This window comes from Mucilaginibacter sp. P2_A4, assembly GCF_056405015.1.
Genome location: NZ_JBFUCX010000016.1, coordinates 126453 through 148016, shown reverse-complemented (window position 1 = coordinate 148016; position 21564 = coordinate 126453). Strand labels below are relative to the sequence as shown.

General features: G+C 42.8%; 20 protein-coding genes and 3 tRNA genes. 17 read left to right on the top strand and 6 right to left on the bottom strand.

All coding sequences use genetic code 11. From position 1 onward, the window contains the following. Positions 1-448 precede the first annotated feature (448 nt). Positions 449-859: a DUF1801 domain-containing protein gene (locus AC1DYB_RS24865; RefSeq protein ID WP_477438900.1), complete on the top strand. Its 411-nt coding sequence runs from the start codon at positions 449-451 to the stop codon at positions 857-859. 22 nt (positions 860-881) lie between these two features. On the opposite strand, the gene AC1DYB_RS24860 is transcribed toward AC1DYB_RS24865, so the two are convergent. Then, on the bottom strand, positions 882-1355 hold the full coding sequence (locus AC1DYB_RS24860) for a hypothetical protein (protein WP_477438898.1): 474 nt from the start codon (positions 1353-1355) through the stop codon (positions 882-884). Positions 1356-1496: 141 nt separating this feature from the next. On the opposite strand from AC1DYB_RS24860, the gene AC1DYB_RS24855 reads away from it, so the two are divergent. The 4 genes from AC1DYB_RS24855 (at position 1497) to AC1DYB_RS24840 (ending at position 2486) form a co-directional block, all read left to right on the top strand. Then, positions 1497-2003, top strand: a complete 507-nt coding sequence (locus AC1DYB_RS24855; RefSeq protein WP_477438896.1) for a hypothetical protein — start codon at positions 1497-1499, stop codon at positions 2001-2003. Positions 2004-2181: 178 nt separating this feature from the next. Then, positions 2182-2255: transfer RNA gene (locus AC1DYB_RS24850), tRNA-Pro, on the top strand. A 3-nt stretch (positions 2256-2258) separates the two neighbouring features. Beyond that, positions 2259-2331 (top strand) — tRNA-Ile (locus AC1DYB_RS24845). An 81-nt stretch (positions 2332-2412) separates the two neighbouring features. Then, positions 2413-2486, top strand: a tRNA-Cys gene (locus AC1DYB_RS24840). 194 nt (positions 2487-2680) lie between these two features. On the opposite strand, the gene AC1DYB_RS24835 is transcribed toward AC1DYB_RS24840, so the two are convergent. Continuing rightward, positions 2681-3049: a winged helix-turn-helix transcriptional regulator gene (locus AC1DYB_RS24835; protein WP_477399696.1), complete on the bottom strand. Its 369-nt coding sequence runs from the start codon at positions 3047-3049 to the stop codon at positions 2681-2683. 104 nt (positions 3050-3153) lie between these two features. Between AC1DYB_RS24835 and AC1DYB_RS24830 the strand changes: the two genes are divergently transcribed. After that, complete coding sequence (locus AC1DYB_RS24830; protein ID WP_477438894.1) at positions 3154-4038, top strand: PhzF family phenazine biosynthesis protein; 885 nt, start codon at positions 3154-3156, stop codon at positions 4036-4038. Between the two features lie 26 nt (positions 4039-4064). Here the strand turns inward: AC1DYB_RS24830 and AC1DYB_RS24825 are convergent, their stop codons facing one another. Then, positions 4065-4478, bottom strand: a complete 414-nt coding sequence (locus AC1DYB_RS24825; RefSeq protein ID WP_477438892.1) for a hypothetical protein — start codon at positions 4476-4478, stop codon at positions 4065-4067. 115 nt (positions 4479-4593) lie between these two features. Between AC1DYB_RS24825 and AC1DYB_RS24820 the strand changes: the two genes are divergently transcribed. Further along, positions 4594-5586, top strand: a complete 993-nt coding sequence (locus tag AC1DYB_RS24820) for a hypothetical protein (RefSeq protein ID WP_477438890.1) — start codon at positions 4594-4596, stop codon at positions 5584-5586. Between the two features lie 85 nt (positions 5587-5671). On the opposite strand, the gene AC1DYB_RS24815 is transcribed toward AC1DYB_RS24820, so the two are convergent. Further along, positions 5672-5902: a DUF4287 domain-containing protein gene (locus AC1DYB_RS24815; protein ID WP_477438888.1), complete on the bottom strand. Its 231-nt coding sequence runs from the start codon at positions 5900-5902 to the stop codon at positions 5672-5674. A 276-nt stretch (positions 5903-6178) separates the two neighbouring features. Between AC1DYB_RS24815 and AC1DYB_RS24810 the strand changes: the two genes are divergently transcribed. After that, positions 6179-6334 (top strand): lmo0937 family membrane protein, encoded by a 156-nt coding sequence (locus AC1DYB_RS24810; RefSeq protein ID WP_477438886.1) that lies wholly within the window; start codon positions 6179-6181, stop codon positions 6332-6334. An 81-nt stretch (positions 6335-6415) separates the two neighbouring features. On the opposite strand, the gene AC1DYB_RS24805 is transcribed toward AC1DYB_RS24810, so the two are convergent. Next, the gene (locus AC1DYB_RS24805; protein WP_477397498.1) at positions 6416-7300 is read right to left on the bottom strand and encodes a patatin-like phospholipase family protein; all 885 of its coding nucleotides are present in this window, start codon (positions 7298-7300) and stop codon (positions 6416-6418) included. Between the two features lie 368 nt (positions 7301-7668). Further along, positions 7669-8016 (bottom strand): HesB/IscA family protein, encoded by a 348-nt coding sequence (locus AC1DYB_RS24800; protein ID WP_295715999.1) that lies wholly within the window; start codon positions 8014-8016, stop codon positions 7669-7671. Between the two features lie 93 nt (positions 8017-8109). On the opposite strand from AC1DYB_RS24800, the gene AC1DYB_RS24795 reads away from it, so the two are divergent. The 9 genes from AC1DYB_RS24795 (at position 8110) to AC1DYB_RS24755 (ending at position 21369) form a co-directional block, all read left to right on the top strand. Continuing rightward, a complete protein-coding gene (locus tag AC1DYB_RS24795) occupies positions 8110-8640 on the top strand; it encodes a DUF7935 family protein (RefSeq protein WP_295715998.1) in 531 nt (176 codons plus the stop codon). A 5-nt stretch (positions 8641-8645) separates the two neighbouring features. Beyond that, complete coding sequence (locus tag AC1DYB_RS24790) at positions 8646-10190, top strand: acyl-CoA mutase large subunit family protein (RefSeq protein WP_477438884.1); 1545 nt, start codon at positions 8646-8648, stop codon at positions 10188-10190. A 432-nt stretch (positions 10191-10622) separates the two neighbouring features. After that, positions 10623-12050, top strand: coding sequence for a chromosomal replication initiator protein DnaA (dnaA, locus tag AC1DYB_RS24785; protein ID WP_091150538.1), 1428 nt, complete (start codon positions 10623-10625; stop codon positions 12048-12050). Between the two features lie 201 nt (positions 12051-12251). Next, the gene (locus tag AC1DYB_RS24780) at positions 12252-13214 is read left to right on the top strand and encodes a heme-binding domain-containing protein (protein WP_477438882.1); all 963 of its coding nucleotides are present in this window, start codon (positions 12252-12254) and stop codon (positions 13212-13214) included. Positions 13215-13216: 2 nt separating this feature from the next. After that, entirely contained in the window at positions 13217-13699 is a 483-nt protein-coding gene (locus tag AC1DYB_RS24775; protein ID WP_477438880.1) for a hypothetical protein, read from the top strand. After that, the gene (locus AC1DYB_RS24770) at positions 13696-14742 is read left to right on the top strand and encodes a sensor histidine kinase (RefSeq protein WP_477438878.1); all 1047 of its coding nucleotides are present in this window, start codon (positions 13696-13698) and stop codon (positions 14740-14742) included. Before AC1DYB_RS24775 ends, AC1DYB_RS24770 begins: the two co-directional genes overlap by 4 nt. After that, positions 14723-15490 (top strand): LytR/AlgR family response regulator transcription factor, encoded by a 768-nt coding sequence (locus AC1DYB_RS24765; RefSeq protein WP_477438876.1) that lies wholly within the window; start codon positions 14723-14725, stop codon positions 15488-15490. The genes AC1DYB_RS24770 and AC1DYB_RS24765 overlap by 20 nt, the downstream gene beginning before the upstream one ends. Positions 15491-15697: 207 nt before the next feature. Next, on the top strand, positions 15698-18499 hold the full coding sequence (locus tag AC1DYB_RS24760) for a PKD domain-containing protein (protein ID WP_477438874.1): 2802 nt from the start codon (positions 15698-15700) through the stop codon (positions 18497-18499). Between the two features lie 212 nt (positions 18500-18711). Further along, positions 18712-21369: a ligase-associated DNA damage response DEXH box helicase gene (locus tag AC1DYB_RS24755; RefSeq protein WP_477438872.1), complete on the top strand. Its 2658-nt coding sequence runs from the start codon at positions 18712-18714 to the stop codon at positions 21367-21369. Positions 21370-21564: the final 195 nt, after the last annotated feature.

Here is a 21564-nt window from a genome sequence, read left to right as displayed (position 1 = left end):
TTTGATTGCGATAAATGAAATAAAAATGAAGGGAATTTGATGCAAAAACACAATTGCTGTAAAGGGGTTTAAGCTAATCTGTTGTACTTATCTATACCAATCACATCAGCAGAGTGACCTCTTGTAGAAATAGCATCCTTTGCCTCGCAGAGCGATGCTAATAAGTTAAGGCGGTAAGACGTCAGAGAGGTCTAAGCTTTGTAGAAAAAATCAAACCGGATAATTTTCCGCTCCAGAGGTGCGGCCCATGATGTAGCGTACCTCTGGCACGCTAAAATTTGTTGATTTATTTGTGCTACAAAGCTTTTGCTCCCCCGGAGCAGGCAAAGCCTTAATTTAATGGCATTACTCGTAGGCCTACTAAAAAATGGGGATGAGCACCTGCAACGTATACAACATTTTTATTATTCACTGGTATTCAACAACTTTGTATAAACCTGCAAGCAATATGGCAAAAATACCACCTAAATCAAATACCGAACAGGTAACCGAATACATCCAAAAGCTGGATGGCCCGGTGGCCGAAATAGTGGAAACTATAAGGCAGATAGTATTAAGCACCAACCCTGAAATTGGCGAAGAAATAAAATGGAACGCCCCGAGTTTTTTGTATACGGGTGATATGAGTCCCTTTAACCCAAAGGAATATAAAAGGTATATCATTGTGATGAACCTGCACAAACGCATCCTCCTGGTATTTCCAAGCGGAGCAAAGGTTAATGATACTAGCGGATTATTAACCGGCGATTATGCCGATGGCCGCAGGTTGGTATACATACAGGATATGGATGATCTGAAAAGCAAAGAAGCCGGCATCAGAAAAGTGATTTTGGATTGGCTGGCCTTGGTAGAGAAGTAGAGGAATTAAGGGTACGTCTGAGTTATTTCTTCAGTTTCTTTTCTCTTTTCTTAGGCGATGTCATTTTGGTAATGGTTTTGCCTTTAACAATATCTTTGGGCCTTTTAACTTTTGCCAAAGAGTTTTCCCAGGCCTGCTCAACAAGCCCTGAAATGTAATCCCACGGAAAATCATTCAGGTTATTAACTGGCACATACCTGTACTGGTTGCCCTTGCCCAATAAAAGCTTCTGCGGGTCGGCAATGTCGGCTCCCCAATAAAAGCCAAAATGGATGCCTTCATTAATACGATATACTGCTATTGAGCAAAAGGTTTGCCCCAGTTTTTCTGTAGGCGACCAGCCAAACGCCAGCGCATTATAATTATCATAAATGAGTTCGTTAGCTTGCGGATATAAATCCCATACCCATTCGCGCAGCCATAATACTTTCTCCCTTACCTCCGGCGAAAACTCATACAGGAATCTAAGCAGATCGGATACTTCTTCTTTTGGCATGATTGGGTGGTTTGGCACTTTAAATATATCGAGATAAAATTTAAAGAGCAAGGAATTAAGCGGGGGAAAAAGGTTGCTTAGTGAAAATAAAAAAGATGAAAATCCATGCAATGTATTCAAATTCGATCTTACTTTGCATTGATGAAATACCTGCCTTACGAACATTTTTATATAGATACACAGTTAAAGCCGAATGAAGTTCAAAAGATCATGGAAAAAGAGATTTCACCAAGGAGCAATAGATTTCTGGATTTTGGCCGATCAACCGAGGGGACTTATTTTAAGGGGTATGTAATGAATGGCGAATTTCAATTTGAACCTGATATTTCAGGGCGTAATTCTTTCAATCCCCAAATTAAAGGTTCAATATCTGCTTACGAAAACGGAAGCAGAGTAATTGTGAAAATGACTATACATCCCGGCGTATGGGTCTTTATAGGTTTTGCGTTTTTTTTTCTTACCATTACCGGCTTATCAATGGTCGTAAGCGAAATGAAGAAAGGGCAAATTGGGTTTCCTGTTTTCGCACCTTTATTGATGCTTGCATTTATTTATCTGCTTACAATACTCTGCTATAAATCAGAAAGCATCCCGGCAAAACATAAACTGACTGGCCTACTGAAGGGAGAAATAACCTATTTAAAATAAATTAAATATTTTTTCTTGTTTAATAAATATTTACGTATCATTGTGCCATGAAAAATACAATATGTATACCCAGCCAATTCCCGCAACTGATTTATCAGAGGAGGTAGCTACGTATTCATAAAAAAGATATAAAGTAACCAGGTCCCCTTAGATAAATCTAAGGGGATTTTTTGTTTTCAGGGTAGTATATCAATTGGTCAGATTACCACATTTGGGATGTGGAGGCTCCCGGCTCGAGCCCGGGTTACCCTACTTGGAAATATAGCTCAATGGTCAGAGCAGCACCCTTATACGGTGTCGGCTAAAGGTTCAATCCCTTTTATTTCCACTATAATGAATTGATTTATAATAATTAAGCACGTGATGAATGTATTTACTTTAACAGGATAGCTTAGGCTGTCAAAAAATGGGTCGGTTGCCCGAGTGGTCCAAGGGAGTCCTCTGCAAAAGGAATGTTCGCAAGTTCGAATCTTGTACCGACCTCTTTATGTTTTCTGCGGTGTAAATGGCGACACCGTTGATTTGGGTTTAGTAATCACGAGACAGATTCGTGCAGGAAGGCCTATGCAATATCAATTATTATAATATTATAATAATTGATATTGCATGTATTTTATACACAATATTGCGTATTTAAAAAAATATAATGGTATAATTTACCGAGTGGTTTTTCAATATTATGCTTTAATTTTTTGCCTGTGGTTTAAGCCCCATTGCACCAATGTTTCCGTAACAGGTAAAACACTCAGTCCATATTCTGTAATGGCATAATTTACGGTGATTGGCCTGGTATCCATCACTGTTCTGGAAATAAGCAGGTTCATCTCCAGGTCCTGCAATTCTTTAGACAGCATTTTGGCCGAAATCCCCTCAATTTCGCGCTGAAGCTTTTTAAATGTATTTTTCTCGGCATGGCGGTTATTCAAGTGCCGCATGATTCTCAGCTTCCATTTTCCGCCTAATATTTCAAGGCTGTCTTTTATAGCAGCTAATTCCTGGTCGCAGCTGGCTTCCTGTATAATTCCGTTGATGTTGATTGTGGCCATAGTAATTGATAGTTAACTAAAGGTAACTGGTAACCTTTAGTTAACCCATAACAAAAATAAACTATTAGCCTTTAATTTTGATTGCACGTTAATTAAATAACAAAATGAAAAAGCTCAATTATTATGTGCTCGATGTATTTACAGATACAAAATATAAAGGCAATCAACTTTCAGTAGTTTATACCGATGATGAACTTGAACTAAGCCAATACCATGCTATATCAAGGGAGTTTGGCTATTCAGAAACTTCTTTTGTGAACTATTCAACAACAGAAAACGCGCTAAAGGTACGCTCATTTACACCTGCGGAGTTTGAAGTAATTGGCGCGGGGCATAACCTGTTAGGTGCCATATGCCTGACTTTAATAAAAGGCTGGGATATTTTTAAACATCAGGATGGGGAGCCATCGGTAATTATTAAGGACACGAGGATTCCACTCCGGGTTACCGAAATTGACGACCTTCCATACGTTGCCATGAAACAGCAACCGGCTAAAGTGATCAGCACCATACCTGCCGACCTGGTTACTCAAGCTACTGGATTATCCTCTGGCGACTTGAATTTAAATGGCTGGGAAATCAACATAGTTGAAACAGAGGTTGCACACCTGATGGTACCGGTAAAAAATCTCGCCGCATTACAAAAAGCAGTGCCCGATAAATCAATTTTAAAACAGCTTTCTAAAAAATATGACTTCGAGGGTTTCTACCTGTTTACCACCAATCAGCCGGATGCGCGGTATAGTGCCGAAGCAAGGTTTTTCAATCCGGGGATAGGGATTGATGAGGACCCGGCAACAGGTACGGCAGCGGGGCCTTTGGCCGGTTACCTGGAAAAACTTGGCCATATTAAACAAAACCAGGACTACCAGATTTTACAGGGGACAGCAGTTCAACACCCCTCATCAATCCATGTTAAAGTTGCCAGCGATGGCGTTTGGGTAAGTGGGTCTTCAGTTATCGTTATGGAAGGAACACTGTACCTGTAAAGGGTACTCAGGCGACTAATAAGTATTTATAGCTTTTCATAAAAATCCACCGGTGCATCTGCGGCACTTCCTATGGCTCCACCAAGGCTAAATTTATTCCCGTTAAGTCCTATATATTTAGCCTCGCCACTATTATCATTATCAAAAATGATGCGGTTAAGCTCGGTGCCATTTACGTTTTCTTTAAACAGTTTAAAGGTGCCGCTTTTTTGCAATTGATGTTTAACCGAATACTTGTAAGTACCTCCGATGAAGCTGTAAATGGTTCCATTGCCGGGTTTATAGGCATTGGTATCAGTTGGGGGCACGCAATAACATGTGGTTCCGCGGTATTCCCAGTTGCCTGTAATGTTAAGGTTACCGGCCTTATTAATTTTATTTTCTTTATGGCAGCTTATCATAACAATAGCCGCCAGTACTACAAATAGCAATTTTCTCATTGATACTCAGGTTTGTTAATGATATTACGGCTACGGTAATGAAAATGCTACAGTAAATTTTGCTAAGTAGCTAATAAATCTGTATCATCGTAACAATAACCTATTGCAATTTATAATGAAATATACTAAGCCCTTCACAAGGATATCCATCTTTTTGTTTACTGTTTTTACTTTACAAAGCTGCGCGCCACCCGGCCCGGGAATTTATAAAAATGACAAAATAAGCTCCGGAGATCAAACTCGTTTTCACGATTTAAATAAAAAGTTATTTGCTGCACTAAAAACTAATGATGAAGTACAACTGGAGTTCATCATGTCGCAGGATTTTATTGCCGCTCCCTACCGGAAACGACAGGTAGAGCTGGCAAGCAACCGCTTTAAAGAAGGCGAGTATTCCCTGCTTGATGAATATTACATCGTAAACCACTACATACATGGCGATACCATTAACGCCAATTTAAAGGGTAGTAACAATTATAAATTGTATTGCCCCGGCGGCGTTAAAGAAATGTACATAGCCTGTTTTGTGCCTAAGAATATTGCCAATCAGTACATGATCACGGCAATTTATTGCAAGTTTGATTATGGGTGGAAACTTAACCAGCTTGATCAAAGCGCCTACGCCAAAAATGGCCAAAACGCACCGCAGCTTTATGCCGCTGCCAAAGCAAGCTATGCTAAAGGCTACCTCGTAAATGCGCTTAATACTGCTGCATCGGCCATTAATTGTACCCGCCCAAGCACCATATGGAAATATGATGCTGAAACCGAAATGAGCGGCTTCTACAGCACGGTTTTAAATGAAGTATCAGGTAAATACCATATCCCTATGACGATAAAGGGCGCCCCCACCCACCTGGAAATCATAAGAATATTTAACCAAGCTACCCCCGAGGGTGATTTCCCGATGATATATTACCTTACCAATATCAAACTAAAGGACACCACGGCCCTTAAAAAGGAAAACGAAGGAATAAGGAAAGTAATTGGCAATACCATTCCAGGATTGGACAAGGAGAACAAATATGTGATGTATTCTGCCTTTAATGAATGGCCCACAGGCATCAAAACGGTGGAGCATTTTGATATGAAACAAAAGCTGAGATAAAGCTTAAAGCAGAAGGCATTAAGCTGAAAGCCCGACCCGGATATGGATGAATAATTGGCGGGACGATTTATTCACGTCCCCCCAATTATTCGCTATCCTCGTCCTTGATTCCTTTGAGCAGGGCATAAATGGCCATGGCATGTCCGTGTCCCAGTTCAAAATCTTCTTTAAGCCATTTTACAATATCACCTGCTTTTACAGCTGCTTTTAATTCGCCATTTTGGGTGATGCCTTTTTCTTCGGCAAGTGCCCTGAAATCTGCCGGACCTTTGCCCGTTTTTGCCTTTATCGTATTTAAATATCCCTGGAATGACATAATGGGTATTATAGGTTTATCAGCCTAAATATATAAAATTGTAAAGAAAGGTCAATAAAATTATGTCTCCCCCCTTAATTGGGTATCATATAGCGGCTTATCCCTTAAAGTTGTATAGAATACTAAGCTATATAACTTATTTTGAGTACAAAATTCACCTCTCCGCGACAGGTTATACTACACTTCAAAGTAAAAAATGTAATTGGTATTTAAATTGTAATTGATTAATCGAATCAGTTCTTAACAATCATTTACTAACACTTTAAAATATCTACCATGAGATCAATTTTGTATATCGTTGCCGTTATCCTCATTATAGGATGGGCAGTAGGCGCATTTGTTTATTCAGTAGGTGGCTTAATCCACGTACTATTGGTTATTGCAATCATTTCGTTGATTCTGGGCTTTTTACGCACGGATACAGCTATATAAACCTGCTAACCAATCAGTAATACAATCATCAGCGAGGCTGAAACAACCCCGGTTTGCCAAGGTAAGCCGGGGTTTTAAATTTTAATCAAGGCCTTCTTTATATGCATCGATGGCATTTTTGGCTGCGTACCTGCCGGCTTCAACCATCTCCTCGGCCTTATAAAAATCATAGGTACTACAATACTCATGCGATATATTGACCAGGATATTGGGTGAATATTTTTCAAGGGCAAGCTTCGTGGTATGATAGGTCATTAAATTTAAGGTTTTATTGATCACGTTAAAATAGCCCAGCTTTTCTTCATGATTGGGTGGCTTCACCGTGTAAAGCTGACGATAAAAGTCTTTTATTTTTTGGCGGTAAAGGGAATGTTTTACTTCCATCACATTTTGGCATACCACCGGCTTATCAACAGGAATCATCGCGTTTACATTTACGGCCACTAATATATCTCCCGGCTGCCTTTTTACATGTTCAATAGGCAGATTGTTGATAATACCCCCATCAACCAATAAACCATCTGCGTACTTTACCGGCGTAAAAACAGTAGGAATGGCAATTGACGCCCTGATGGCATCATAAATACTTCCCTCCGTAAAAACCACTTCTTTTTTATTAATGATATCGGCCGCTACGGCTGCATACGGTATGCTAAGATCTTCAATATTGGCATCATTGATAAACGCTTTTATGGTATTAAAAAGCTTATCCCCCTTAACCATACCTTGTGCACTAAAACTAAAATCAATAAGACCGAACACTTTTAGTTTATCAAGTGTGTAAAGCCAGCTTTTATAGGCTTCCATTTGCCCTAAAGCATATACACCGCCAACAACAGCCCCCATTGATGTACCGGCAACCGAAATTATATTAAATCCCTGTCGCTCCAATTCTTCAATTACACCAATATGAGCTATGCCCCTGGCCCCACCGCCCGATAATACTAAGGATATATTTTGTTTCATTTAACAAATAATTGGTTGCATTGATAGCCTTGTTAAAACTATTAATGTGTATAGTAAATGTAACAAATAACAGCAAAATTGTTTGGAAACTTACCTTACCAGTAATTGTATAGTAACTGTGCAATTATTGTATAACTCCGTTTTGAAGCATCTTTTGCCTATGGTTTATAACGGCAAATACGTTTATGCAATGCAGCCACAGTAAAAAGCGCATCACAACGATTACCACCCGAAATAAGAAACTAACTAAGAAAGAGGAAGGAATACAGGCTATGAGCAGCAATACCATAGCTAAACTGTGGAGATATTATAAAATATAAAAACCGCATGCCTGATGCACACGGTTCTTATATCCTGGATTTATTTATTTATACCGAAAACGAAGTTCCGCAACCACAGGTACTGGCAGCGTTAGGATTATTAAAGGTAAACCCACGAGCGTTTAAGCCATCCTGGAAATTAATCTGCATCCCCATCAGGTACATGCCATGTGCTTTATGCATAAATACTTTTATGCCATCAATGATAAATTCCTGGTCCCCATCCTTTTTCTGATCGAAACCTAAAATGTAGTTCATGCCAGAGCAGCCACCACCTTCAACACCAACACGCAGGCCAAAGTCTTCACCTATCTCTTGCTGATCCTTCAATTTAAAAAGTTCTTTAACGGCTCCCTCTGTAAAGGATACCGGTGCAATTTCAACAGCAGTGCTCATCTTATTTTTATTTAACTATACAAATATAAGGTAAAATGTGGATTTTTACATCCACGGGTATTTTATGACCTCAGCTTAACATTTTAAAAAAACATGCTAACACCTCTTTATTTACTTGATATTTTAAAATTTACCATTGCCGGGGCCGGTGTAGTATGGATAGCTTTTTACCTGTTTAAACCTTACCTGGATAAACAAAGCCAGTTACAAATATTGGAGCTCAAACGCAGTGTTAGTACACAAACATTGCCATTACGCTTGCAGGCGTATGAGCGGGTTGTATTATTTATTGAGCGTATTAACCCTGCTAATATGCTTATCCGCCTCAACGTTGGCGGCTTATCGGCAGCCGAATTGCATATCATCGTGGTAAACGAGATCCGTAACGAATTTCAGCATAATGTTACGCAACAAATATACGTGAGCAGCAGGGTTTGGGCTGTGCTCAAACGTGTTAAAGAAGATACCCTGAGCCTGGTAAACAATGCGGTAAAGGCCATGCCCGAAAATTCAACCGGCATGGAACTAAGCAAAACCGTGCTCATCCATTTAAGTCAGCTGGAAGATGATCCGTACGAGATAGCCGTCAACCTGGTTAGGCAGGATCTGGAAGAATTATTTTAAACGCAATGGCTAAAAAATTCAGCACCACATCTGGTATCGAAATTAAGGAAGTATACATCGGGCCATCGCAAATGGATGAACTCCCCGGCGAGTTCCCATTTACACGAGGCATCCAGAAAGACATGTACCGGGGCAAAGCCTGGACCATGCGCCAATACGCCGGATTTTCAACAGCCGAAGAATCAAACAAACGTTACCATTATTTATTAAGCCAGGGCACAACCGGCTTATCTGTCGCCTTTGATCTTCCCACACAAATTGGTTACGACAGCGACCATGAACTATCAGAGGGCGAAGTTGGCAAAGTAGGCGTAGCCATTGATTCGTTAGAAGATATCGAGATTCTGTTTGATGGTATCCAATTAAAGGATATTACCACCAGCATGACCATTAACGCCACCGCGCCTATATTGCTGGCCATGTATATTGCCCTCGCCAAAAAGCAAGGGGCCGATCTGCACCAGATCTCGGGAACCGTCCAAAACGATATATTAAAGGAGTACGCCGCGCGCGGTACATATATATACCCGCCTACCCCATCCATGCGGCTCATTACCGATGTGTTTGAATATTGCAGTAAAGAGGTGCCCAAATGGAACACCATATCCATATCGGGATACCATATCCGCGAGGCCGGCTCAACAGCCGTGCAGGAGCTGGCCTTTACCTTAGCCAATGGTAAAGCCTATTTAAAAGCGGCCCTGGATAAAGGGCTTGATATAAATGTATTTGCCAAACGCCTTTCTTTCTTTTTCAACTGCCATAATAATTTTTTTGAGGAGATAGCCAAGTTCAGGGCAGCAAGGCGAATGTGGGCGCATATAACTAAGGAGTTGGGCGCGACCGATGCCGGGGCGCAAAAGCTCCGTTTCCATACCCAAACCGGCGGCTCAACCTTAACAGCCCAGCAACCACTAAATAATATTATACGTGTAAGCAACCAGGCGCTGGCAGCGGTATTGGGCGGCACACAATCACTACATACCAATGGCTATGACGAAGCTTTGTCATTACCTACCGAAGCTGCTGCAAAAATAGCCCTGCGTACCCAGCAGATCATCGCTTTTGAAAGCGGCGTTACCGATACCGTGGATCCGCTGGCCGGTTCTTATTTTATAGAAGCGCTCACCAACGAGGTAGAAGCCGCCGCACAGTTATATATAGATAAGATAGACGCCATGGGCGGCGCAGTGAAAGCTATTGAACAAGACTATATCCAGCAGGAAATAGCTGCATCTGCCTACCAGTACCAGATCGATATCGAAAACGGCGAGAAAATTTTGGTTGGCGTAAACAAATTCGTCCAGCGGGAAGATGCTCCCCGCAACGTGTTCAGAGTTGATGACTCCATCCGCAAAATGCAGATGGAAAAAATCACAAAACTTAAAAACAAAAGAAACAACAACGCTGTTAAAGATAATCTGCAACTATTGAAGATGGCTGCTTCGGGCACCGAAAATTTGATGCCCTTTATAGTATCTTCGGTTGAAAACTACGCTACCTTAGGAGAGATCGCAGATACACTACGCAGCGTTTTTGGAGAATATTGATATCGTGCCGTGGCTTTTGAAATTGTGCAGATAGCTTGCCACATTTAATAAATATCAGATTTTAATTGTATTCGGCACTGGTCCAGCGCTTTAGTTTTTAGTTTAGTACAAACGGCTAATATGGCTCAACAATTGCCTCAATTTTGGCGTATAACAACGTCAAAAAAAAGCCACTTTTTTACCGATTTTTGCTCTGAAAGAAAAAGAAAAAAAATTAATTAAAAATTTATACAATTGCGTTTCTCAATACAAAATAAAGCCTTATATACAAATTTTATATTTAAAAACAACTTTTGTTGATAACTTGAGAAATGTTAAAAAAGTGAAAATTTAATTTTTTTATAAGCTTTTTTTGGCAATATTCGATGTTCCGTAGCAGTCCCAAAAGATGTTGGCTGAGGGGTTGGAAATCAAATAATTACTTATATATACATGGAAAAAACTTGTACTAACGTTTGGAATAGCTGTCTTCAGATCATAAAGGACAACATACCGGCACAGAGCTTTAAAACCTGGTTTGAGCCGATAAAAGCCTTAAGGATGGAGGGGAGTGTTTTAACCATACAAGTACCAAGTTTGTTTTTTTACGAATGGCTTGAGGAGCACTACGTAGGCTTGCTGCGCAAAACAATAAAAAAACAATTAGGGGACGAAGGACGTTTGGAGTATAATATTGTTGTTGAGCAATCATCATCAAGCAAACCCTATACAACTAATATGCCCTCGAACGGAAATGGCGCCGAGTCAAAGTATCAGTCAATGCCGATACCTATTTCAATCAATAAGGATATCAAAAATCCTTTTGTGATTCCCGGCTTGAAAAAATTAAATGTAGATCCGCAACTGAACAGGAACTACACCTTCGAAAACTTTGTTGAAGGTGACTGTAACCGTTTGGCCCGCTCTGCAGGCTACGCTGTAGCCGCAAAACCGGGTGGCACTTCATTTAACCCTTTAATGATCTATGGTGGTGTAGGTTTAGGTAAAACTCACCTTGCCCAGGCCATCGGTAACGAGATCAAACGTTCGCTACCCGATAAATTGGTACTTTATGTATCATGCGAGAAATTTACTCAACAATTTGTTGACGCGCTGAAACATAACAACATTAACGATTTTGTGAATTTTTACCAGGCCATTGATGTACTCATCATGGATGATGTGCATAACTTTGCCGGTAAAGAAAAAACACAGGATTTCTTCTTCCACATATTTAACCACCTGCACCAAAGCGGCAAACAGCTGATCATTACATCAGACAAAGCCCCTAAAGACCTGGCCGGTTTAGAAGAAAGACTATTATCAAGATTTAAATGGGGCCTATCCGCCGATTTACAGATCCCTGATCTGGAAACCCGCATGGCTATCCTCAAGAACAAAATCTACCAGGATGGTATTGAACTATCAAATGATGTTATTGAATATGTAGCCCATAACATTGATAACAATGTACGTGAGCTGGAAGGTGCTATGGTATCATTACTGGCACAATCAACCCTTAACCGTAAGGAGATAGACCTGAACCTTGCTAAACAAATGTTGAAAAACTTTGTGAAGAACTCATCAAAAGAAATTTCGATGGAGTACATACAAAGCCTGGTTTGCGAATACTTTGAAGTACCTATTGAAATGGTGAAATCACAAACCCGCAAACGCGAAATTGTGCAGGCCCGCCAAATTTCAATGTACCTTGCAAAGGCCCATACCAAAAGTTCATTAAAATCAATAGGCCATTTCTTTGGCGGCCGCGACCACTCTACCGTGATCTATGCCTGCCAAACTGTTGAAGACCTTATCGACACCGACAAGAAATTTAAAGGTTACGTTGCTGATATTCAGAAAAAACTTAAAATGTCATAAACTAACCTGCTAACCATATTACTACAAGCCTTGCATAAACTATGCAGGGCTTTTTTGTGGGGAAAGAATTTCCTATACAAAAGGCAATCCCCACCATCAACCTCCGCAATGCCGGTTTGCCCGGTTATTTTGCCGTATTGAACATAAAAGCGCTTTGCTATCCGCTGTATTCATGCTTCCTTTGTATAAAAGTATTTCACAATGAGGAAGTTAGTAAATCAAACCAGCAAGCGAAATTATTTCATACTGGCTATTGTTTTAATTATCGCTTTTTCCGGGATCCAATTTATTCATCCCGAAATTAAAAACTCACCGGCAACCGGCGACTTTGAAGCTCCTGCCGACGTTAAAGCCATTATTATACGCGCCTGTTACGATTGCCACTCCAACCAAACAAACCTGCGATGGTATGATAAAGTAGCCCCCATTTACTGGCAGGTGGCGCAGCATGTTAAGGATGGCCGGGCGGGTCTTAATTTTTCTACATGGAAAAACCTTGCCCCGGCCGATCAGAAAGCGAAACTATGGGAGGCTGTTAACCAGATTTCGGCAGGCGCAATGCCGGTTAAAGATTATGTGCTGGTACATTCATCGGCAAAGGTGTCGGCCAATGATCTTGCCGTGTTAAAAAAGTACATGGCAGATATGGTTGTAAATAAACCCGCGGATACCGCAAAAATAAATGCTTTGGATAAACAATATCAGCACTGGCAAAAAGGAAAAGTTGCTGCGGATAAACTGCCCACCGCGCTTAACGGTGTTACCTACATTCCCGATTACAAAAACTGGCAGCCTATAAGTACAACCGAGCGTTTTGATAATGGCACGATGCGGGTGATATTTGGTAATGATGTGGCTACTAAAGCTATTAAGGAGAATCACATTAATCCCTGGCCAAACGGAACCATATTTGCCAAAGTAGCCTGGGACCAGCTTGCCGATAAAGATGGAGAGGTACACACCGGCGCTTTTAAGCAGATAGAATACATGATTAAAGACGATCAAAAATATAAAACAACCAAAGGCTGGGGTTTCGCCCGATTTAAAACCCCTAAACTGGTGCCTTACGGTACCGATGTAATGTTTGCCCGCGAATGTGTAAGCTGCCATAAACCTTTGGCCGATGAGGATTTTGTATTTACCCAACCCCTTAAACACCAATAATCATGAAAAGATCAATATATATATTATTAGCAGGATTGGCTATGTTATCATCCGCCTGCGGTCACAAAACTAACAGTGCCGATCTGATCAACAAAAAAGCCTCACTTCCCCCATCATTTCAATTTGAAGCTTTAGGCTTAAAGGTGATGTCGTCGTCAATCAATAAAAAACGGGGTACCATGTCAACCCTGTATGCCAATGAGCTTGGTTTAAAAAATGCAATAGCCGGCTTAAAAAAACCTATGGCGGGCGAAGTATTTGCATTAGTTACCTGGAAACAACAGGAGGATGACCATTGGTTTGGCGCTAAAATTCCAGGCGACCTGAGTAGTGTGGAACTTGTAAAAACTATGGCTATAGCCAACCATACCGTCATCAGCTACAAAAAATTTGAAGGCAAAGATTTGGTTGCAAACCTGGATACACTTCATCAGCAAGATAGAATTAAATATATCTTTGAGCAGCAACCATCTGTAATGCCATGATTTTTACCGGGTACGTTAAAACTAATAACAAAAAAGTATTCAGGGTATCAGCCCGCATCATCTGGTTCAGCTCGCTGTTCATGGGGATCTTGGCATCGATACCCAAAATACTTCAGTTACACATCCAGGGGATTGAGCTGGTTGTAGATGCATCCATCGCCTTTTTATTTTCGCTGTTTGTTTGGTATTTTAACATTTACAGTCTGCCCAAGTTTTCTAACCAGCAAATTACTACGCGTTTTTTTAACCGCCGGCTAAGCAGCAGTTTGTTTTTAGGCATTATGCTGATGCTGATACTTGTTGCTATTCACCAGGCGCTATTTCCTTATTACCATTTTCAATCCATGACGTTGATGTATGAGTTTAGGGGGGTATTGATCAACTTAACCATCTACATGTTTCTGTATTTGCTATACCAAAGTTATAGCGCGCAGTTAATGAGCTTTGAAATGGATAGGATTAAAACAGACAACCTTGGGGCGCAGTATGAATTGCTGAAACAGCAGGTAAATCCCCATTTCTTGTTTAATAGTCTTACAACACTGAAGTCAATGGTGGATATTGGAGATGAGCATGTAGCCGATTTTATAGTTAAATTGGCTGATTTTTATCGCTTTTCATTAGAAAGCAGAAAAATGGATATCATTCCACTATCCGAAGAATTAGACATACTAAATGCCTACCTGTATTTACTAAAGGCCCGTTTTGAAGATGGCATCCAAATTACTTTTAAAATTAGCAACCAACATCTGTCATCATACATACCTCCATTTACGTTACAGTTACTGGTTGAAAATTGTATTAAACATAATGTAGTTTCGTTGGAGCAACCTTTAAACATTGCCTTGTATTCTGAAGGAGAAATGCTGGTGATAATAAATCAATTGCAACTCAAAAAAACGCCGGAATCATCTACCGGGGTAGGGTTAGAAAATATTAACCAGCGTTACCTGCACCTTTTGCATAAAAAAGTAGATGTAGTTGCCGATGGTACATCCTTTAAGGTTTATTTACCTGTAATATATGACTATACTCATCATTGAAGACGAGGTTAAAACCGCGAAAGCACTTGCCCGGCTTATTGTTGCGGTACAACCGGGCGCGCAAATAATAGCCTCGATACAAAGTGTGGCCACGGCCATCAGCTTCCTTAATACCAATGCCAGGCCCGATCTGATCTTTATGGATATCCAGCTGGCAGATGGTTTATGCTTTGAGATATTTAAAGAAGTGAAAATTGAATCGCCTGTAATATTTTGTACCGCTTATGACGATTATGCCATAGACGCCTTTAAAGCAAACGGTATAGACTATATACTTAAACCATTTTTAAAGGAAAACATTTTGCAGGCTTTTGATAAGGTAAGTAAGTTACAGAGCTTTTTCCAGGGCCCTAAGAATGATCTGCCTGGAATTGAAGTCTTACTCAACCGGCTGGATAATAAACAGGATAAAAAGAGTTTCCTGGTATTTAAGAACAACAAGTATGTTACTATTGCAACAGAGAATATCGCTTTTTTTTATATCCGGAACGAAACACCTACCATCACCACATTTGACCTCCAGGAGTATCCCATATCACAATCTTTAGATGAAGTACACAAACTTTTATCAGCCAGTCAATTTTTCAGATTAAGCAGGCAATACCTCATCAACTTCAACGCGGTAAAAGAAGTAGAACATTATTTTGCACGTAAATTATTAATCAGGCTGGTTATACCCAGTCCTGATCAGTTATTGATAGGAAAAGACAAAGCAACAGCGTTTTTAGATTGGCTGGAAAACCGGTAAAACCCAAGCCGCCGTAATGCCTAACAACCCAACAGCACTTTCATAGCGAATCATTTACCGATTCAATTGCCCCATTAATCGATACCTACCTTTGAATGTGCAATTGTTGAAACATCTTTAAGCTTCAAGAGCTGCTTACCTGCGCATGTTGGTTAAGCGGCGGCGCGCTTAGGTGCGTTAATCCACCATAATTAATGATGCTTATAAATGTTGGTTGCCTTAAAGCCCGAAAAATCCCTTGTCTTTGTTGTATATTTTTTACTTGCGCTATTTTTAGGTAACAGCGCGCAGGCGCAAAGCCTGGGCGATCCGGTTGTTAAAATAACTTTTGGATCAGGTACGGCCTCCCGTGCCGGTGCCTTATCTGCCGACTCGGGCACCACCACTTATGTTTACAGCGGCAGCGGCCAGATTGGCGAAAATTATTATACCATTACCAATCAAAGCACCACCACGGTTCACGGAGGTTTTGTTACCAGTTACGACCATGATTACGAAACCACCGGCAATACCAACGGCTATATGATGGTGGTAAACGGCAACCTGACTGCCGGTACCGTATACACCCGAACCGTGCCGGGTTTGTGTGGTAATACACAATACCAGTTTGGCGTGTGGATTAAGAATGTATTGGCATCGGGCGGCATATTACCCAATATGATTTTCCATATCTACGCGGCCGATGGTGTCACAGAACTGGGTAACGGGGTACCAACGGGTGATGTGCCTTCTGGCAACGTATGGCATAATTATACTGCCAACTTTACCTTGCCAGCAGGCACAGGCGATGTGATTATTAAATTGGTTAGCAATGCCAGCGGCACACAGGGTAATGATTTCGCGGTGGATGATATTACCTTTAGTCCGTATGGATCAACGGTTTCGGCTGTTTTTACCGCGTCGGCCAGTGGTACAGTTACCACATGCGCAGGTTCGGCACAAAGCTATACTATTAAAGCCACCAGCACCTTGGCCAGCGGATATGTACAAAAACTGCAAATGTATACTAATGGTACCTGGACAGACCTGGGCACCGCCGGTACAGCAACCACGTATACCATAAGCTCGCCCACCACGGCAGGCACCTATAAGTACCGCCTGGTTTCGGCTACAACTGGTAACATTACTTCGGCAAGCTGTGTAGTTGCATCCAACAACCTTACTTTAGTAGTAACGCCATCACCTGTAGCCGGTTTTACCGTACCCAACGCTACCTGCCTGAGCACCGCCACCGTATTTACCGATGCTTCTGTTACCAACGGATCAACCATAACCTCATGGGCCTGGAATTTTGGCGACGGGCAAACCTCGGCGCTGCAAAATCCAAACCATACATACACCCAAACCGGCACCTACACAGCGACACTCACCGTGGCGGGCAATACCGGCTGCACAGCGTCTGTAGCAACTAAAACCATAACTATCAGCGCCTTGCCGGTTGCAGCCTTCGGCTTTTCCACACCAGATTGTTTAACCAAAGCGGTTACTATTACAGATCAATCCACAACCGCCACGGGAACCATAACCAGCCGACTTTGGGACTATGGCGATGGGACTACCGAAACCAAAACCAGCGGCACGGCATTTGAGCACTTATACAGCACCGCCGGCACCTATAGTATAAAGCTTACCCTAACCAACTCCGGCGGATGCACGGCCATCAGCACAAAAAACATTACCATAAGTCCCCTGCCTCTTGCCGCATTCACTATGCCCGATGTTTGCCTGGCCGATGCTTCTGCAACTTTTACAGATAACAGCACCATTGCAGACAATACCGCCCGCGGCTTTACCTATCTATGGAACTTTGGCGATGCCAACGCCACAACAGCCAACCCCAATACATCCACATTAAAAAACCCCTCGCATAAGTACACCCAGGCAGCAGTATACCCGGTTACCCTTACGGTAACATCAGCAAGCGGCTGTACCTCCACCCTCACCCAAAACTTTACCATAAACGGATCAATTCCCGTAGCCTCATTTACAGTAGCCAACACATCAACGCTTTGCAGCGACCAACAGGTTACATTTACCAATACATCAACAGTAAATTTTGGCAGCATTACCAAAGTAGAATGGTATTATGATTATGGCAATAACCCTACCACTGTAGTTACAGACCAAAGCCCGGCCTATGGTAAAATTTACTACCATACCTACACTGCCTTCCATACCCCGGCCACACAAAATTACCAGGTACGTATGGTAGCTTATTCGGGCGGCAGCTGCGTATCTGTCATGGATAAAACTATTACTTTGCTTGCTGTGCCCGAGTTAACTTTCACCGCACCATCGGCCGTGTGCATCAATGGCGGTACCGTGCAGCTGGCAGCGCAGGAAATTGCCGGGGTAGCCGGTACAGGTGTTTACACCGGCACCAGCGTAAGCAATACTGGATTGTTTGATCCGACCACAGCCGGGGCAGGTACCTTTACCATCAATTACGTTTATAGTGCGACAAATGGCTGCCCTGTTACGTTAAGCCAACCAATTACGGTTAATCCCATACCTGTCATTACAGCTGGACCAGACATCACCGTACTCGCCGGTGGCAGTGCAAGTCTGCCTGCAACAGCGAAGGGCGACGGCCTTACTTATTCCTGGACACCGACTACTTACCTGAACGATGCAACCGTATTAAACCCAACGGTTACCCCACTGCAGGATATTACCTACACCCTAACGGTAAGCAACAGCGCCGGATGTTCGGTAAGCGGGCAGGTGAACGTTTCCGTATTGCAGGGACCGGTAGTGCCAAATGCGTTTTCGCCCAATGGCGATGGCGTTAACGATCAATGGAACATTAAATATCTTGATACCTACACCAACTGCACGGTTGAAGTTTATAACCGTTATGGGGCCAAACTATTTGCATCAACAGGGTATACCGTTCCCTGGGATGGCACCTACAACGGCACGCAGGTACCCGGCGGCGTGTATTATTACATCATCAACCCAAAACACAGCCGAAGCACCCTATCTGGCTCATTAACCATCATCCGGTAAAATGCAAGGTGTAATTTCTCCGCCGAAATTATACTACCTCTAACACGCATCCTGCTATTTTTAATATTAAGGTAATCATAAGCTACTTACACCTATGGAGCCCATGTATACAACCATGGCGGGTAAATCAGGTCACGTACAGAAATAACCTCTTATGGCATGCTAATTTTTTGATTATCCAACTAAAGTGTTATTCCTTTGTTAATTAAACGATGATAGGAAAAGGCCGGCAGGTTATACAGCAATGGTACAAGCAAAAAAACTGGCATCAGTTCCCGTTTCAGCAGGAAATGGAAGCGACCTATCTTGCCGGCTATTCGGGTTTGCTGAACGCGCCTACAGGCAGCGGTAAAACCTATGCCTTGTTTTTACCTTTCCTGGCCGATTTTATTAATAAACACCCGGATACCTATACCACGCAAAAAAACAACGGCTTACTCATGCTATGGATAACCCCACTGCGTGCTTTAACCAACGATATCCGTAAAGCCATGCAGGAAGCCTGCGATGAAATGGGATTACCCTGGCGCATTGCTACCCGAACAGGCGATACCCCGGCTGCAGAAAAAGCCGCCCTGAAGAAAAAACTCCCGGAAGTACTGCTCACCACACCCGAAAGCCTGCACCTGATGCTGGCTCAAAAAGAATATCCAAAAATATTCAGCAACCTGGAGGTAGTGGTTATTGATGAGTGGCATGAGCTGTTAGGTACTAAACGAGGAGTACAGGTGGAATTGGGTTTGTCCCGGCTCAAGGCCCTTGCCTCTCTTGGCAGTTCTCAGTTAGCTGTTAACAGGGAGCAGCCGGCAATGGGAGGTGAAGAGTTAGTCGTGAAAAAAAATCAAAATGAGCCTCTCGGTAATACTGCAAGCCGCGACCTGCCTCCTGCAAACCGCGAACTCAAGATCTGGGGTATCAGCGCAACCATTGGGAACCTGGAGCAGGCGGCCGAAGTTTTATTAGGTAACGATTTTCCTCCGGAGCAGATTAAGATGGTGCGGGCCAACCTGGAGAAGAAACTGGAGATAAAATCCATCATCCCGGATAACGTAGAGAATTATTCCTGGGCGGGGCATATCGGCTTAAAATTGCTGCCGCAGGTAATGGAGATAGTGGCCCGCAGCAAAACCACACTGATATTTACCAATACCCGTTCGCAATCAGAGATCTGGTATCATGCTATTTTAGATAATTACCCGGAGTATGCCGGCATCATGGCCATGCACCATGGCTCACTGGATAACGAGTTACGCAACTGGGTGGAGCAGGCCCTGCACGCCGAGGCCCTGAAAGTTGTAGTATGCACTTCGAGCCTGGATCTTGGGGTTGATTTCAGGCCGGTGGATACTGTGGTGCAGGTAGGCAGTCCCAAAGGTGTTGCCCGGTTTATGCAGCGTGCCGGGCGAAGCGGCCACCACCCGGGGGCCGTATCAAGAGCCTATTTTGTACCCACCCACTCGCTGGAGCTTTTGGAAGGTGCGGCCCTTAAGGAAGGCATCAAGAAAGGCATTTTTGAAAGCCGCGACCCCATGCTGCTTACCATGGATGTACTGATCCAGTATATGGTTACGCTGGCGGTATCAGATGGTTTCAGGGCCGACGAACTATTTAAAGAAGTGAAAGGCACCTATGCCTTTGCCGACCTTACCAGCAAGGAATTTGGCGAGCTTTTGGAGTTTATAACCAGCGGCGGCAAAACGCTGGCCCAATACGATGAGTTTTTAAAGGTGGAGATTGAGGATGGCTTATATAAGGTGAACAGCCGCCGGGTGGCTATGCGGCACAGGTTAAGCATAGGCACTATTACCAGCGAATTAAGCATCAGGGTAAAATGGCTTAGCGGGGGCAGTTTAGGCACCATCGAAGAATCCTTTGTATCCAAGCTCAAACCGGGCAGTACCTTTTGGTTTGCAGGCCGTAGCCTGGAGTTTATCCGGGTGAAGGAGATGACCGCCTATGTTAAAAAATCAAACTCAACCAAGGGGCTTATACCGAGTTGGAATGGTGGCCGCATGCCTTTGTCGTCACAACTATCGGCTGTATTCCGCGATAAGCTGGATGAGGTGGCTCATGGTATCGAGAAAGATATAGAAGTGATAGCCCTTAAACCTTTATTTAAATTACAGCAGGAACTATCGCATTTGCCGCAAAGCCATGAGTTTTTGATTGAATCGTTTAAATCGCGCCAAGGGCATCACCTGTTGTTCTACCCCTTTGAAGGGCGGTTGGTGCATGAGGGCATGGCATCACTACTGGCTTATCGCATCAGCAAGATTAAGAATGCCAGCTTCTCTATCGCCATGAATGATTATGGCTTCGAGCTGCTTACCGATGAGGACGTACCCATTGAGCGGGTGCTGGAAGATGCCAGTTTTTTCTCTATAGATAACCTGATAGATGATATCCAGCACAGCCTGAACGCCAACGAAATGGCCCGCCGCCGTTTCAGGGATATCGCCCATATCGGCGGACTGGTATTTACAGGCTACCCCGGTCAGCAGGTGAAGAACAAGCATTTGCAAGCCTCCACCTCGCTGCTGTTCGAGGTGTTTAGCGAGTATGAGCCAAATAATTTACTGGTACGGCAAGCCTATAATGAGGCCCTGGCTTTTCAGCTCGAAGAGTTTAGGTTGAGGGCGGCTTTACAGCGCATCGGCACCCAAACCATCATCCTGAAAACGATTGAGCGCCCTACCCCATTCGCGTTCCCCATTATGGTTGACAGCCTGGGGAGGGAACGGTTAACCACCGAAACCATGGAAGAACGCATTGCCAAAATGGCCAGGAGCTATGGGGCCGAAGGCGTTGGTGAGGTTAATGAAAGTAAAAAAAGCAGGAAGCCGGGAATTACCCGAAAGAAGGGGTTTTAGGCGGATGGACAGATTGTCTTGTCCTAAAATAGGTTTTCACGGGCTGCCTAGAGGTTATGCGTTTTTGCTGGGACTTTGAATGGCTTGAAAACCGCATGGCTTCGTCAGTTCTTGATAGGATTCACCTGGTAAATTTATTGAACAGAAGTGGAGATTGACTTCCTGTCAATCAAGATAGCGAAATAAAGTTTTGCA

Bases quoted from the DNA above. Each gene is read 5' to 3' on its own strand.
- AC1DYB_RS24865 (WP_477438900.1), top strand. From the start codon at position 449: ATGGCAAAAATACCACCTAAATCAAATACCGAACAGGTAACCGAATAC.
- AC1DYB_RS24860 (WP_477438898.1), bottom strand. From the start codon at position 1,355: ATGCCAAAAGAAGAAGTATCCGATCTGCTTAGATTCCTGTATGAGTTT.
- AC1DYB_RS24855 (WP_477438896.1), top strand. From the start codon at position 1,497: ATGAAATACCTGCCTTACGAACATTTTTATATAGATACACAGTTAAAG.
- AC1DYB_RS24835 (WP_477399696.1), bottom strand. From the start codon at position 3,049: ATGGCCACAATCAACATCAACGGAATTATACAGGAAGCCAGCTGCGAC.
- AC1DYB_RS24830 (WP_477438894.1), top strand. From the start codon at position 3,154: ATGAAAAAGCTCAATTATTATGTGCTCGATGTATTTACAGATACAAAA.
- AC1DYB_RS24825 (WP_477438892.1), bottom strand. From the start codon at position 4,478: ATGAGAAAATTGCTATTTGTAGTACTGGCGGCTATTGTTATGATAAGC.
- AC1DYB_RS24820 (WP_477438890.1), top strand. From the start codon at position 4,594: ATGAAATATACTAAGCCCTTCACAAGGATATCCATCTTTTTGTTTACT.
- AC1DYB_RS24815 (WP_477438888.1), bottom strand. From the start codon at position 5,902: ATGTCATTCCAGGGATATTTAAATACGATAAAGGCAAAAACGGGCAAA.
- AC1DYB_RS24810 (WP_477438886.1), top strand. From the start codon at position 6,179: ATGAGATCAATTTTGTATATCGTTGCCGTTATCCTCATTATAGGATGG.
- AC1DYB_RS24805 (WP_477397498.1), bottom strand. From the start codon at position 7,300: ATGAAACAAAATATATCCTTAGTATTATCGGGCGGTGGGGCCAGGGGC.
- AC1DYB_RS24800 (WP_295715999.1), bottom strand. From the start codon at position 8,016: ATGAGCACTGCTGTTGAAATTGCACCGGTATCCTTTACAGAGGGAGCC.
- AC1DYB_RS24795 (WP_295715998.1), top strand. From the start codon at position 8,110: ATGCTAACACCTCTTTATTTACTTGATATTTTAAAATTTACCATTGCC.
- AC1DYB_RS24790 (WP_477438884.1), top strand. From the start codon at position 8,646: ATGGCTAAAAAATTCAGCACCACATCTGGTATCGAAATTAAGGAAGTA.
- dnaA (WP_091150538.1), top strand. From the start codon at position 10,623: ATGGAAAAAACTTGTACTAACGTTTGGAATAGCTGTCTTCAGATCATA.
- AC1DYB_RS24780 (WP_477438882.1), top strand. From the start codon at position 12,252: ATGAGGAAGTTAGTAAATCAAACCAGCAAGCGAAATTATTTCATACTG.
- AC1DYB_RS24775 (WP_477438880.1), top strand. From the start codon at position 13,217: ATGAAAAGATCAATATATATATTATTAGCAGGATTGGCTATGTTATCA.
- AC1DYB_RS24770 (WP_477438878.1), top strand. From the start codon at position 13,696: ATGATTTTTACCGGGTACGTTAAAACTAATAACAAAAAAGTATTCAGG.
- AC1DYB_RS24765 (WP_477438876.1), top strand. From the start codon at position 14,723: ATGACTATACTCATCATTGAAGACGAGGTTAAAACCGCGAAAGCACTT.
- AC1DYB_RS24760 (WP_477438874.1), top strand. From the start codon at position 15,698: ATGTTGGTTGCCTTAAAGCCCGAAAAATCCCTTGTCTTTGTTGTATAT.
- AC1DYB_RS24755 (WP_477438872.1), top strand. From the start codon at position 18,712: ATGATAGGAAAAGGCCGGCAGGTTATACAGCAATGGTACAAGCAAAAA.